Origin of the sequence: uncultured Capnocytophaga sp., from assembly GCF_938029845.1 — a bacterium.
Lineage (GTDB): Bacteria > Bacteroidota > Bacteroidia > Flavobacteriales > Flavobacteriaceae > Capnocytophaga.
This window is the reverse complement of the sequence record NZ_CALHGG010000014.1, coordinates 14,350-27,256: the sequence shown is the minus strand read 5'-3', so window position 1 is coordinate 27,256 and position 12,907 is coordinate 14,350. Positions and strand designations below refer to the sequence as shown.

General features: G+C 37.5%; 15 protein-coding genes. 7 read left to right on the top strand and 8 right to left on the bottom strand.

The window, feature by feature from the left end:
- From Q0625_RS01005 to Q0625_RS00985, 5 genes are all read right to left on the bottom strand, one after another.
- Positions 1 to 381, bottom strand: a 381-nt coding sequence (locus Q0625_RS01005) for a damage-inducible protein DinB (RefSeq protein ID WP_298823045.1), incomplete at its 3' end; no start/stop codon positions are given.
- Positions 382 to 392: 11 nt separating this feature from the next.
- Entirely contained in the window at positions 393 to 1,073 is a 681-nt protein-coding gene (locus Q0625_RS01000) for a DUF6138 family protein (protein ID WP_298823044.1), read from the bottom strand.
- Position 1,074: 1 nt separating this feature from the next.
- Positions 1,075 to 1,917, bottom strand: a complete 843-nt coding sequence (locus Q0625_RS00995) for an NADAR family protein (RefSeq protein WP_298823043.1) — start codon at positions 1,915 to 1,917, stop codon at positions 1,075 to 1,077.
- Between the two features lie 79 nt (positions 1,918 to 1,996).
- Positions 1,997 to 2,632 (bottom strand): hypothetical protein, encoded by a 636-nt coding sequence (locus Q0625_RS00990; protein WP_298823042.1) that lies wholly within the window; start codon positions 2,630 to 2,632, stop codon positions 1,997 to 1,999.
- 4 nt (positions 2,633 to 2,636) lie between these two features.
- Positions 2,637 to 3,527 (bottom strand): AraC family transcriptional regulator, encoded by an 891-nt coding sequence (locus Q0625_RS00985; RefSeq protein ID WP_298823041.1) that lies wholly within the window; start codon positions 3,525 to 3,527, stop codon positions 2,637 to 2,639.
- A gap of 197 nt (positions 3,528 to 3,724) precedes the next feature.
- On the opposite strand from Q0625_RS00985, the gene hemA reads away from it, so the two are divergent.
- Complete coding sequence (hemA, locus tag Q0625_RS00980; RefSeq protein WP_298823040.1) at positions 3,725 to 4,963, top strand: glutamyl-tRNA reductase; 1,239 nt, start codon at positions 3,725 to 3,727, stop codon at positions 4,961 to 4,963.
- Between the two features lie 52 nt (positions 4,964 to 5,015).
- On the opposite strand, the gene Q0625_RS00975 is transcribed toward hemA, so the two are convergent.
- The 3 genes from Q0625_RS00975 to Q0625_RS00965 all read right to left on the bottom strand — a co-directional run bounded on the left by Q0625_RS00975 (position 5,016) and on the right by Q0625_RS00965 (position 6,795).
- Positions 5,016 to 5,156, bottom strand: a complete 141-nt coding sequence (locus Q0625_RS00975; RefSeq protein WP_298823039.1) for a hypothetical protein — start codon at positions 5,154 to 5,156, stop codon at positions 5,016 to 5,018.
- Between the two features lie 11 nt (positions 5,157 to 5,167).
- Positions 5,168 to 5,650, bottom strand: a complete 483-nt coding sequence (locus tag Q0625_RS00970; protein ID WP_009641505.1) for a winged helix-turn-helix transcriptional regulator — start codon at positions 5,648 to 5,650, stop codon at positions 5,168 to 5,170.
- 65 nt (positions 5,651 to 5,715) lie between these two features.
- Positions 5,716 to 6,795, bottom strand: coding sequence for a M14 family zinc carboxypeptidase (locus tag Q0625_RS00965; RefSeq protein WP_298823038.1), 1,080 nt, complete (start codon positions 6,793 to 6,795; stop codon positions 5,716 to 5,718).
- A 132-nt stretch (positions 6,796 to 6,927) separates the two neighbouring features.
- Between Q0625_RS00965 and Q0625_RS00960 the strand changes: the two genes are divergently transcribed.
- The 6 genes from Q0625_RS00960 to Q0625_RS00935 all read left to right on the top strand — a co-directional run bounded on the left by Q0625_RS00960 (position 6,928) and on the right by Q0625_RS00935 (position 12,804).
- Positions 6,928 to 7,341: a helix-turn-helix transcriptional regulator gene (locus Q0625_RS00960; RefSeq protein ID WP_298823037.1), complete on the top strand. Its 414-nt coding sequence runs from the start codon at positions 6,928 to 6,930 to the stop codon at positions 7,339 to 7,341.
- Positions 7,342 to 7,400: 59 nt separating this feature from the next.
- Positions 7,401 to 8,180, top strand: coding sequence for a TerC family protein (locus tag Q0625_RS00955; RefSeq protein WP_298823046.1), 780 nt, complete (start codon positions 7,401 to 7,403; stop codon positions 8,178 to 8,180).
- Between the two features lie 28 nt (positions 8,181 to 8,208).
- Positions 8,209 to 9,837: an AMP-binding protein gene (locus tag Q0625_RS00950; RefSeq protein WP_298823036.1), complete on the top strand. Its 1,629-nt coding sequence runs from the start codon at positions 8,209 to 8,211 to the stop codon at positions 9,835 to 9,837.
- 12 nt (positions 9,838 to 9,849) lie between these two features.
- Positions 9,850 to 11,328, top strand: coding sequence for a cysteine--tRNA ligase (gene cysS, locus Q0625_RS00945; protein WP_298823035.1), 1,479 nt, complete (start codon positions 9,850 to 9,852; stop codon positions 11,326 to 11,328).
- 14 nt (positions 11,329 to 11,342) lie between these two features.
- The gene (locus tag Q0625_RS00940) at positions 11,343 to 12,041 is read left to right on the top strand and encodes a hypothetical protein (RefSeq protein WP_298823034.1); all 699 of its coding nucleotides are present in this window, start codon (positions 11,343 to 11,345) and stop codon (positions 12,039 to 12,041) included.
- A 61-nt stretch (positions 12,042 to 12,102) separates the two neighbouring features.
- Positions 12,103 to 12,804 carry an SH3 domain-containing protein gene (locus Q0625_RS00935; protein WP_298823033.1) on the top strand — a complete coding sequence of 234 codons (702 nt, stop codon included), beginning with the start codon at positions 12,103 to 12,105 and terminating at the stop codon, positions 12,802 to 12,804.
- The last annotated feature ends 103 nt before the right edge of the window (positions 12,805 to 12,907 follow it).

Below are 12,907 nucleotides of genomic sequence, written 5' to 3'. Positions count from 1 at the left end.
TTCGTTTTCTATAGCATAGAGTATCCACTGAGCAAAGCTAAAGGTCATATGATACAGTGTTACAGACCGTGTATAATCCTCTATTGCTTGCCATTCTTGGTCTACTTGTGCTGTAACCCTGTCCCATAGAGCTAACAAATCTTCTTTTTGAGTAGGAAACGTCTCTTCTAAGAACTTCTGATGCTTTTCAGGGAGTATTTCTCCAAATATCCCATCTATGATGCCGATAAACTCTTGTACCATGGCCGAGAACGGACGTAAATTGGCGATATTAAACTCAAAAAGGTCTTTCTCAGGGAAAGCCTCTATAACCTTGCGAGTAAGGGCACGTACATCCTTGAAATTGGTCAGTAGTGCCTCTGGTGTAAGTAATTCTTTCATTGTTGTTATATTTAAAAAACAGGAAAAATAATATTATTTATATATTCTAATATATTCTTATAGTCACTTAAGTATTCTTTTTGAGTTGCTTCTATCTTTTTTATAGCTATTTCGGCTATCTCTATAATTTCATTTTCACTATACAGTCCCAAGTTTGGATCAAATAATCTCTCAAGAAAATAACACCATTCTTTCTGTGAAATCTTCTTATTGGGATCTGACATAATACTCTCTTGTATATAATTAAACAAATGTATCCTTAGCTCTCCCATACGTAGTTCATCCTTCAAGCAGAAGCATCTATCTGCTTTATTAAAAATTAACCTAGTAATGAGTTTATAGCGAAATCTACCTAGAAAAGAATTATTAAAGAATATTTTTGTAATCTCTTCTTTTAGTTTCTCAAGAATACTCTCTATAATTTCTTTAGTAAGTTTATCTAATCCTAATATTTGTATTATATTATCATCCTTAAATTTATGTTTTAGGAATAAATCTTTTTTTCTATTCCAACAGTTATCCTGTAGAAAAGAAATTTTTATTCTATCCCCATAGCATTGCTGTATCTCTAAAAAATCTGTAAATCCTTCGTAGAAATACCATTTTTGATAAGGAGGATTAATCTTATACTTATTGAAAGTATTTTCAACTTCTTGTAGAATTTCTGTTACATATTTTTCGGTTATATCCATCTTATTTTTCTTTCAGCAAATGTACATTCTGATATACCTTTCTAATCTCGTCCCTTACTTCCATAAGCGCAAAGCCCAACAAGTTCTTGCCACGCCACGAGGCGATGTTATGTGCTTTCTCGTTGTCTTTGCCTAAGCCTATCCCCCAAATGGTATCCATTGGACTGGCTTCTACCAGTATTTTATCGCCTGTAGAGAGCAAAAAGTCCATCATTTCCTTATTCTGAGTGAATTTGTAGTAATTTCCATTCAGTACAATACTGTATTTGGCTTTGTCCCACACCTGAGGGTCAAAGTTGCGCACTTTCCTTCCCAAGGCTTTCATCAGTTTAGGGTCGGAGGTGTTCATTATTTCTTCCTCTACTTCTTCATCGCCAAACAAACGCGCTTTTTCAGCCATCATATACTGCTCAGCACAATAATATTTATCACCATCTACAGAAAAAGGTGAGGGTTGCCATTGTGAAAAACAAGATTCATCTACTACCTCTGCATTGGGCTTCCAAAAGAAAACAAACTTGGGCTTCTTTGCCGAATGGATAAAGGTCGCTATAGAGTATTTATAAGCGCCTTTAGGTTGCCAAACAGGAATTCCTTCGTAGTAATAATCCTCTTCGTCATCTATATCTTGGTCATCTTCTTCCCATCTGTTGTAATGCCAAAAACAAGGATACGGAAAAAGTGCTTGGTATTCTTTTTGTTGTGCAGGGGTAAGGGTCTCATACCAGTCCCAAAATTTCCATTTATAATCTTCACCAGCGCCCATACGCCAGCCTATAGTAAATTCAGTATATGCAGGGAAAGCAATCCACTGCGGTGCCATAAGTTCAAATTTGGGTTTCATTATCGTACGTTTTTCAAGAGACAAAAATAATATTTTTCTAGGAATATCACAAACTATTTATACTTTTGGACTATGAAACTTAGCCCACTAAGAAATAAATCAATATCTGAATAGATAGGGAAAACATCCAAATAATCTTTGCCCAATTATAATAATCCAAATCAACAATAGATTCTTTAATATAAGCTACTAAAGAAAAAAGCACCACTACTAAAATTAGATACCCTATATTCACATAGTGATGAAGTATATCCAAAAATAATTGAAAAGAACTTCTCGTGTAATGTGTTGTGCAAACTCCTATGATATTGGGAGTACCTCCCATACTATAGGTTCCTATTATTTGAGTTAGGGAAGTGTATTTCAGATAAGGATCATTCAGTACATAGTAGGTTACTTTGTCCTTCCAGTGTATTTTAGGGCTTCTCCTAAGCCATCCTTCTCTACTTATAAAAATATCAGCTTCTCTTTTCTCTACTTTGTCATAAATGGTCATTGCTTTAACCTCCTTTTCACTTCCTATATGAATTTCAATGGGCTTTATACTTCCTTTCCTTCTTTTCTTAGGATAGAATACTTCCTTTACCCAAATGGTTTTCTTCTCCAAAGTATCTATTCTCTGATAAGTGGTAATTGTTTTGTAAAACACAAAGAAGCTGGGAGCAAAGCAAAAAATAGCCGCCAAATAAGTGAGAAAAGCTTTGTAGTTCATCATTGCTTTATAGGGTATTTTTTGTAAGTATATATTTCTTAGGGGTAGTGCCAAACTTCTTTTTAAAGGCAGCTATAAAGTGGCTAGGCATACTGTATCCAAGCTTGAGAGAAAGTTCATTAACATTGTATTCTTCAGCAATAAGCCACTTGCGTGCTAGTTCCATCTTGTAGTCAAAAAGAAAGCTATATACAGACTCCCCATAGATTTGCTTAAAGCCACTTTTGAGCTTCTTTAGGGGAATCCCTACTTCATCAGCAAGTTCTTGCAGGGAAGGAGGCGAAGTCATACGCTTAAGGATTATTTCTTTGGCCTTGCGAATCTTCTGGACGTTATCCTCATTTGAGAGAAATGGGCAAGCCTCTCCCTCTTGGTCTTGGTTTTTGTTAAAAAACAAGCTCAATAGCTCATACACCTTGGCTTTAAGGTATAGTGGATACACACTCGTATGTAGGTGTATGGTGCGAAGCTGGTGCAAGATGACTGATAACTGAGGAGAAATAGTCCCTACTGTATAATATTTTTCATGTTGGCGAGAAGGGGAAAGAAAATCAATTACTCCTGATTCCTCTAAGAACAATGAGTGAAACTTTCCTATAGTGATAAAAAGTGAAAAAAGGGTTGCCCCTGGTGATAATTGTACTTGTAGAGGTAATATTTCCTTAGGATTATACAACAAGAGACTTTCCTTTTCCTTAAGAGGTAAGGTGTAATTTCCTGAGTGAAAAACAAAAGCTACCGCTCCCCTATCACAAAAATGGAACTGAATAAAATTTTGCTTGATATCTTGGCTAACATTCTCATAATCAGTATTTTCATTTTCTTTTTGGAAGACAAAGATTCCCTCTTCTACTTCTTGAAAAAGGGAGGTACTTTCGGCGATATTTTTTGTATTCATAGGAGCGTAATTTTTATATTTTCTTATTTAGACTTTTTCTATATTTTAGTGGGTATGTAATAGTAAAATACTGATTTACAACTGGTCACAAATCAAAAGGCAAAGATAGCACTTTTAGAGTAAAAAAAAGAACTTTTAGCGCTATTTTTTTTCAGAATATAACCTTATTTTTGCATTCGTTTTTATGGATATATCTAATGACTCAAAATACAACTCAAAAAGAAACTCATTTTTATACCATCGGAATTAGTTACAAGAAGGCAGATGCGGATATGCGTGGACTTTTTAGCCTTGATGCAGAACACCAAGAGCGTGTGCTATCACTAGCCCAAGAGGAGGGCATGGAGGGATTGGCCATCATCTCTACTTGTAATCGTACAGAGCTTTATGGCTTTGCCCAACATCCTTTTCAGCTTATCCAAAAATTATGCGCCCACTCCAAAGCTACCCTTGAGGACTTTGAAAAAGTAGGATATATTTACAAAAATAAAGAAGCGATCAATCACCTCTTCAGTGTAGGAACAGGATTAGATAGCCAAATTTTAGGCGATTTCGAGGTAATTAGCCAACTGAAAAAATCTTTTTCTTTGGCAAAAAAATACAACCTTGTCAATGCCTTCATGGAACGTTTGCTCAATTGTGTCATCCAAGCTAGCAAGCGCATCAAAAACGAAACAGAACTCTCCAGCGGAGCTACTTCCGTATCTTTCGCTTCCGTACAATATATCATGCAGAATGTAGCGGATATTTCCCAAAAAAATATATTGCTTTTTGGTACAGGAAAGATTGGTCGCAATACTTGTGAAAACCTAATTAAGCATACCCAAAACGAGCATATTACCCTAATTAACCGCACCAAGGAAAAAGCGCAAGAAATTGCAAGTAGGTTTAATGTTCTAGTGAAAGATTTTGACACCTTAGAGAGTGAACTCACCCAAACAGATGTATTGGTAGTGGCAACAGGTAGCAAAACACCTACCATTACCAAGGAGATGCTTCCTCAAGATAGAGAAATGCTGATACTTGACCTTTCCATTCCTAAGAATGTTGCCCCTGATGTACAAGAATTGGAGAAGGTAACCTTAATCCACATGGATCATCTCTCTCAAATGACCGATGACACCTTGGAACGCAGAAAGGCTTTTGTACCCCAAGCACAACAAATTATAGAGGAGATTAAGGAGGAATTTGACCAATGGTTACAAAATCGCCGCTTTGCTCCTGCTATTCAGGCACTCAAGCAATCCTTAGAAGCGCTCAAAGAAGGAGAAATAGATTTCCAACGTAAGAAAATAGCTGATTTTAACGAGGCTCAAGCCTCTATCATAGGGGATAGAATTATTCAAAAGATAACGACTCGCTTTATCAATCACCTAAAAGAGAGCTCCTCTCCAGAGGAAAGCCTCACCTTTATGAAAGAAGTATTTGAGATATAAATAATTAGTGGTTAGTCTTTAGGATTAACCACTAATTATTAAAAACTGACAACTAACCTCGTTTTCTCTTTTGGTTCTTACTGATGATAGAAACTACTACATAAGTAAGCATAAGGCATACCAATGCAAAAAGAAGAATCATCATAGTTCCATTGGTATGATTGTACAGTGGGAGGAAAGATAAAATATTCATATCAATTATTTTTACAATTCTTTAAATACTGTATGTAACAAGCGTTTTTTATCGCTGATACTCTCTTCCATAGAAATCATACTTTCAGTTCTGTATACCCCTTGTATATCGTCTATCATGAAGATAATTTCCTTTGCATGCTTGGTATCACGAGCGCGGATCTTGCACAATATATTGTACTTTCCACTGATGATACTCGCTTGTGTGATATAAGGAATCTCTGTAAGTCTCTCTATCACAAACTGGGTTTGGTGGTTTTTCTCTAAGAAAATACCTACATAAGCCACAAAGGTATACCCTATCTTATCATAATCTACTGTAAGGGTGGAACTCTTAATTATCCCCGATTCTTCCATTTTTCTCACACGGATATGTACTGTACCTGCTGATACTTCCAAGGCTTTGGCAATATCTGTAAAAGGCATACGTGTATTCTCAATAAGCATATCAAGAATCTTGTGGTCAATTTCGTCTAACTTAAATCGTGCAGCCATACTTTCTAATTTTTGCGCAAAGGTAGGAATTTTTTTGATATAACCACAATGAAAACGCAAAAAAATTATATATTCTCTACTTCTTTCCGTATATACGCCAATATATCGGGGATATTGCTGAGAATATCACAATTCTTATCGGGGCAAATCTCGGATAATTGATAGGTCTTATGTGCTAAAAAATCCTTACCTTCACTCTCTGGAACGAGCTTAGGGATAAAAATAATCCGATCACCTTCTAAAACCTCTTCTAATTGTACGAAAATTTTTTCTTTAGGATCTTTATCATTTATAATACAATAATCCCTAAAACACTTTTTATTTTCAGGAATTGCCAAATAGTGCTTCCATCCCTCTGTACCTACCTTATTATCATTGATGTAGGAAAGCCCTACATATAGAGCCTGGGCTACATACTTACGAGTTTGCTCTCTTTGATAGTCACCTGGGTAAAAACCTGACTCTATAAGTATGGTTGGAGTGCCCAAAAGCGAATATTGATCACCAGTGCAATTGGGATTAAAACTATCATCAAATCGACCAATAAATCCGTAAATTGACAATTGTAAACATTTATTCATTTCTGTAATCACACTAGCAGCTCGCTCTCTTATAGGAGTAACATTTCTATCTTCATCTACTGCGGGAGCTAGGAAGGATACCGTAGCAGGTCGTTTTCCTACTCCAAAAATAGTACGTTGGTCGTGTAGATTAAAGCAGAAATCGGGCTTTACTTGATCATAGATACTTCTGAGAAACAAACTTTCTTTCTGAGAAATAGCTACCGCATCCCGATTTAGGTCTACACCATTACCATTTACACGAGTATATTGGGTAGCACCATCAGGGTTTAGCATTGGAATAATGTATAACTGACAATTGGAAAAAGGATAACCTTCTTCGCTAAATAACTTAAACAAATCCAATAAAGCACGGGTCGTAGTACTCTCATTTCCATGCATCTGTGACCATAATAGGACACGTTTCTCTCCTTCTCCTATACGGTAAATAGGAATAGGTAGGCCTTTTTCTGAAGAGCCTTCTGTTAATTTCCAGTGATCATAGTCCTGAAGTACAGTTTTCAAATGCCTATAAGGAACGTATTTGCCTATAATACGTTCTTCCTTATAATAACGAAACTCCATAATATTTTTTCACAAAAGTAAAAATAATAATATTCACTATTGTAAAATATTAATATTTTATTCTTGTGAAATAATTTTGCTTTTTGAAAAATAATATATTACTTTTGTAACTTAGTTTTTAACCTTTATATTATGTTCTCCCAACAAGACTTTATTGCTCGTTTACAACGAATTATGAATTATTACGACCTAAATGCTTCCGCCTTAGCGGATAGTTTAGGGGTTTTGCGCTCTAGTATTTCACACCTATTATCCGAGAGAAATAAGCCAAGTTTGGATTTTGTTCTCAAGATAGTAGACAAATATCCTGAAGTAGATCTCTATTGGCTACTCTATGGAAAGGGTACTTTCCCTAAGGAAGAAAAAAAAGCTACCCCTATCCCTCTACCTACTGAAATTCCTTTTCCTCAAGCTAATATTTTGGAAAACAGTACAAAAGAAACACCCCTTGCTACTGAGCTTCCTGTAAAGAAAGAGAAAAAACAGATTCAAAAAATTATTTTCTTTTACGAAGATAATTCTTTTGAAATATTTGAAAATTTGTAGTATATTTGCTTTATCTAAAAATATAATTATTCACATTTGTAAAATTATTTTATATGATGATAGAACACTTATTTTCAGCAGATGCACTTATCGCGCTGCTTACCCTTACTTTCTTAGAGATTGTGTTGGGGATTGACAATGTTATTTTCATTTCTATCGTAACAGGCAAGCTCCCAGATGATCAGCGCAAGCGAGCTACTCGTGTAGGGCTTTTCTTAGCTATGTTTATACGTATAGCTCTTCTCTTCTGTATTTCTTGGCTGGTGCAGCTCAAGGAACCATGGATTAGCTTTGATTATGGTTGGTGTAAGGCTGACTTCAATGGACAGGCAATGATACTTCTTGTGGGAGGAATCTTCCTCTTATACAAATCCACACATGAAATTCATGCCAAGGTGAACCATATAGAACACATTACCGATTCAGCAGATGCAAAAAAATCTATGAAAAGCTCTTTCTGGCCTACCATTGCCCAGATTCTTATGATTGATGTCATTTTCTCCTTGGATAGTATCCTTACAGCTGTTGGTATGACCAATGGTTTGGATGGTGCGCTACTAGTAATGATTATTGCTGTAATTCTTTCCGTAGGTATTATGATGCTCTTTGCGGTTCCTGTGGGAAATTTTGTCAACAATAATCCTTCTATCCAGATATTGGCACTCTCTTTCCTTATATTGATAGGATTCATGCTTTTAACCGAAAGTATGCACCTCTCTCATGCGGTAGTTTTTGGTCAGGAAGTAGGCGCTATTCCTAAGGGATATCTGTACTTTGCCATTGCTTTCTCTTTGGGTATAGAATTTCTCAATATGCGTATGAGAAAGAAATCATCTTAATTTTTAGTAACTTAAACTTATATATAATATGGATTCCATGTATGCTTATACCCATGGGGCGTCTTCTGTGGCGCTATTGGGTGAAACCATTGACGAAAATTTAAAGAAAACGGTAGCAAAATATCCCACTGAGGACGCTCTCATCTGTAGTCACCAGAATTATAGGGCTACTTATGAGGAGTTCTATGACCAAGTCATACAAGTAGCTAAGGGACTTATGGCTTTGGGGGTAAAGCGTGGCGAACGTGTAGGAGTATGGTCTCCCAACTGTTACCAATGGACACTCTTGCAATATGCTACCGCTAAGATAGGGGCTATATTGGTCAATATTAACCCTGCTTATCGTACCAGTGAGTTGATCTATGTGATCAACCAATCAGGCTTATCGGTGATGTTTTCCGCTCTTCAGTTCAAGAGTAGTAACTATAAGAAGATGATGGATGATGCTCGTGAGTTCACCGATACCATTCGAAAGGCTATCTTCTGGGACGAGAGTTGGGATCGCTTTCTCAAGGAGGGCGAACATATCTCCGATGAGGCCTTGCGCAAGCGTGAAGAAAAAGTGCAGTTTGATGACCCTGTCAATATTCAATATACCTCTGGTACCACAGGTAACCCTAAGGGGGTTACCCTATCACACCATAATATATTGAACAATGCCTACTTTATTGGGCTAAGAATGAATTATACACACTCTGATAGGGTGTGTATTCCTGTACCTTTTTATCACTGTTTTGGGATGGTTATCGGCAACTTAGCTTGTACGGTACATGGGGCAACTATGGTAATTCCCAACGATAGCTTTGACCCTATAAAGACTTTAGAAACAGTAGAACGTGAACGCTGCACCTCCCTCTATGGGGTACCTACCATGTTCATAGCCGAACTACAAGAAATGGAACAGAAGACCTACGACCTCTCCTCACTACGTACAGGAGTTATGGCGGGTTCTTTATGTCCGCCTGAAATTATGAAGAAGGTCAAAGAACAGATGAACATGCACGAGATTACCATCTGTTACGGAATGACGGAGACTTCCCCTGTCTCTACCCAAACAAGAATAGGAGCTCCTTTTGAAAAACAAATTTATTCTGTAGGTACTATACACGATCACTTGGAAATCAAGATTATAGATCCCGAGACTCAAGCTACCCTCAAGCGAGGTGAACACGGAGAGCTTTGTACACGTGGTTATTCGGTAATGCTCAAGTATTGGAATAGCCCCGATGCGACTCGCCAAGTGTTGGACGAACAGCGTTGGATGCATACAGGCGATTTGGCCATGATGGACGAAGACGGCTACTTACATATCTCAGGTCGTATCAAAGACCTTATCATTCGTGGGGGTGAAAACATCTCCCCTAAGGAAATCGAGGACTTCCTCTATACTTATAAGGGAGTTATAGATGCCCAAGTAATAGGGGTACCTAGCGAGAAATATGGCGAAGAAATCATGGCATGGATCAAACCCAAAGAAGGGGTTACCATTACCGAAGAAGAAATCCGTGCTTTCTGTAAAGATAGAATTGCTCACTACAAAGTGCCTAAATACTGGAAATTTGTCAGCGAGTTCCCTATGACCATCTCTGGAAAAATCCGCAAAGTGGAAATGCGTGAAATAGCTGCACGCGAATTAGGACTCGCAACTGAAGAATAAAAAAATACAATTATGACTCACCAACTTAAAATATTTAATTCCCTCTCAGGAGAAAAAGAACTATTCACTCCCCTACATGATAATAATGTAGGTATGTATGTATGTGGCCCTACAGTGTACAGCAATGTACACTTGGGCAATGTACGTACCTTTATGTCATTTGACTTTATCTATCGTTCCCTCAAGTTCTTGGGGTACAAGGTACGCTATGTACGCAACATCACCGATGCGGGTCACCTCACCGACGATGGCGATGTGAATAACGACCGCTTCGTAAAGCAATCCCGTCTTGAAAAGCTTGAACCCATGGAAATTGTTCAGAAATACACTGTGGATTTCCATAAGGTATTGGAGCTATTTAACCTCCTGCCCCCCACTATTGAACCTACTGCTACGGGACATATCTTGGAACAAATACAACTGACCGAAAAGCTCTTAAAGGATGGTTTTGCCTATGAGAGCAACGGTTCGGTGTACTTTGATGTCATAGAGTACAACAAACGCGGGCTCAACTATGGCGAGCTCTCTCGAAGAAACATAGAAGAGCTTTTTGCTAATACTCGCGACTTAGACGGACAGGGGGAAAAACGCAATCCTCAGGACTTTGCCCTATGGAAAAAAGCCTCCCCTGCACATATCATGCGCTGGGCTTCCCCATGGGGTGATGGCTTCCCTGGCTGGCACTTGGAATGTACCGTGATGAGTACCAAGTATCTTGGTAATCAGTTTGATATACACGGAGGAGGTATGGATCTGAAGTTCCCGCACCATGAGTGTGAGATTGCCCAAGGCAAGGCTGGACATGGAGAAAGCCCTGTACGCTACTGGATGCATGCCAATATGCTCACCATGAACGGACAGCGCATGAGCAAATCCACAGGTAACTACATTCTGCCTATGCAGTTAGTCTCTGGTAATAATACTTTCTTTGAGAAACCTTTCGCTCCCGCAGTGATTCGCTTCTGCTTTATGCAAGCGCACTACCGCAGTGTATTGGATATCTCTAACGAGGCGATGCTTGCTGCTGAAAAGGGCTTTGCGCGCCTTATGGAAGCTGTAAAAACAGTCAATGAGCTTACCACAGACCTTGAACATCCTACTTCCTTACCTATAAATGAGTGGAAACAAAAGTGCTATGATGCGCTTTTGGACGATTTCAACTCTCCTATCCTCATTGCGCATCTCTTTGAGGCCGTCAAGTGGATCTTCCAAGTGAAAAATGGTGAGGAAAAAATCGCTATCAGCGAACTCAAAGAGCTACAAACCCTAATGAATGCTTTTGTTTTTGATGTACTGGGTCTAAGAAGTGAAGAGCAAACCGCAGGAAATAATGATAAGCTCGACGGAGTGCTCCAGCTGCTGATCAATATGCGTATGGAAGCCCGTGCCAACAAGGATTTTGCCCTCTCCGACAAGATTCGCGATGAACTCTTAGCTCTCGGTATCCAGCTCAAGGACGGCAAGGAAGGAACCTCTTATAGTCTTAACTAAGAAATTAGCTTACTATGAGAAAGTTAGTAGTCCCCTTTCTGCTATTCTGTCAATTTGTTGTGGCTCAAGTTATAGAAGGAGGAGCCTTTGCGGTAATCAATGACAAAGATGGTTATGTAAATGTACGAAAAGAAAAAAGTGTCCACAGCAAAGTGCTTAAAAAACTTGACAACAATACCCTTATTTTTGTTCTTGAATATGATAAGGCTCAAGAAGGCAATTGGATTTATGCTGATAATGAAGGATATATTTACAATGACAGGGTTAAGTGGATACATAATTTTCCTCAAATAGCTAAGGGTATTGCTAAAGGAAATACTATTGTTTTTGAAGGAAAAGAAATTCAGGTCGTTCTCTCTACTGAAAAGTTTGACAAAAGCAAGCATTCCTTCAAGTATCATAAAGAATATCGTGATATAATAGAAAAAATAGATGGAAAACTTTTCTGGGGAACAGATGGTAATATGCCAAAGAGAGAATATAAGAGTATTGAGGTAAAGATTCGTGGAAAACAAGTCTCCATTCCTCAAAGTGCCTATAATGATTTGTATGAATCTTATTTATATACAGAATTCAATTCTGTACATTATGATAAAGACAATGATATTCTCTATATAGTAGCAAACAATGGTGACGGAGCAGGGGCTTATATGGTTTGTTGGCAGATTGAAAAGGGTGTCTACAAAGGAAGAAAAGTAGGTATTCCTTTCTAAAATATAAATATCACATCTCTTAGACTAAACTTTTTATAGTCCTAACTAAAAACTTATTATTATGAAGAAACAATTCTTAGTTTTTCTATTTTTTTGTCAGTTTGCTTTTGTTCGAGCTCAGGAAGAAGCCTTTGCGGTAATCAATGACAAAGATGGTTATGTAAATGTACGAGAAGGAAAAAGTGCCCAAAGTAAGGTACTCAAAAGGCTCAATAACAAGACCATTGTCTTTGTATATAATTACGATAAGGCAACCGATGGCAATTGGATTTATACCGATGAGGAAGGGTATATCTATAATGATAGAGTCAAGTGGATACATAAATTCCCTATAATAGCCAAAGGTATTGCCAAAGGAAATACTATTGTCTTTGAAGGAAAAGAAATTCAAGTCATCCTTACTTCTGGTAAGTTTGACAAGAGCAAACATTCATTCAAATATTTCAAGGATTCTTCCACTGGAATAGAAGTAATAGATGATCCTGCGCTTCTCTATGGTAATGATGGTAAAATGCCAACTACAGAATATAGGAGTATTGTAATAAACATTCACGGAAAACAAGTATCTCTTCCCAAAGATGCTTATAGCGATTTGTATGAACCTACTTTCCTTACAGACCATAATTCCGTCTATTATGACAAGGAAAGCGATATTCTCTATATAGTTGCGAATAATAATTATGCTGATCGCCCTTATAAGGTTTGTTGGCAGATTGAAAGAGGGGTCTACAAAGGTAGAAAAGTAACTGAACTTGTCTACTAAGCTATTGACTATCTATGCAAAAACAGTTGTTTTGCAAAATAAAAACTAAAAATATTTTACAGAAATTTTATTTATAGAACATTTGTAAATTTAGAATTTAAAA

Bases quoted from the DNA above. Each gene is read 5' to 3' on its own strand.
- Q0625_RS00990 (WP_298823042.1), bottom strand. From the start codon at position 2,632: ATGATGAACTACAAAGCTTTTCTCACTTATTTGGCGGCTATTTTTTGC.
- Q0625_RS00940 (WP_298823034.1), top strand. From the start codon at position 11,343: ATGAGAAAGTTAGTAGTCCCCTTTCTGCTATTCTGTCAATTTGTTGTG.
- Q0625_RS01000 (WP_298823044.1), bottom strand. From the start codon at position 1,073: ATGGATATAACCGAAAAATATGTAACAGAAATTCTACAAGAAGTTGAA.
- hemA (WP_298823040.1), top strand. From the start codon at position 3,725: ATGACTCAAAATACAACTCAAAAAGAAACTCATTTTTATACCATCGGA.
- cysS (WP_298823035.1), top strand. From the start codon at position 9,850: ATGACTCACCAACTTAAAATATTTAATTCCCTCTCAGGAGAAAAAGAA.
- Q0625_RS00995 (WP_298823043.1), bottom strand. From the start codon at position 1,917: ATGAAACCCAAATTTGAACTTATGGCACCGCAGTGGATTGCTTTCCCT.
- Q0625_RS00985 (WP_298823041.1), bottom strand. From the start codon at position 3,527: ATGAATACAAAAAATATCGCCGAAAGTACCTCCCTTTTTCAAGAAGTA.
- Q0625_RS00970 (WP_009641505.1), bottom strand. From the start codon at position 5,650: ATGGCTGCACGATTTAAGTTAGACGAAATTGACCACAAGATTCTTGAT.
- Q0625_RS00960 (WP_298823037.1), top strand. From the start codon at position 6,928: ATGTTCTCCCAACAAGACTTTATTGCTCGTTTACAACGAATTATGAAT.
- Q0625_RS00965 (WP_298823038.1), bottom strand. From the start codon at position 6,795: ATGGAGTTTCGTTATTATAAGGAAGAACGTATTATAGGCAAATACGTT.
- Q0625_RS00935 (WP_298823033.1), top strand. From the start codon at position 12,103: ATGAAGAAACAATTCTTAGTTTTTCTATTTTTTTGTCAGTTTGCTTTT.
- Q0625_RS00950 (WP_298823036.1), top strand. From the start codon at position 8,209: ATGGATTCCATGTATGCTTATACCCATGGGGCGTCTTCTGTGGCGCTA.
- Q0625_RS00975 (WP_298823039.1), bottom strand. From the start codon at position 5,156: ATGAATATTTTATCTTTCCTCCCACTGTACAATCATACCAATGGAACT.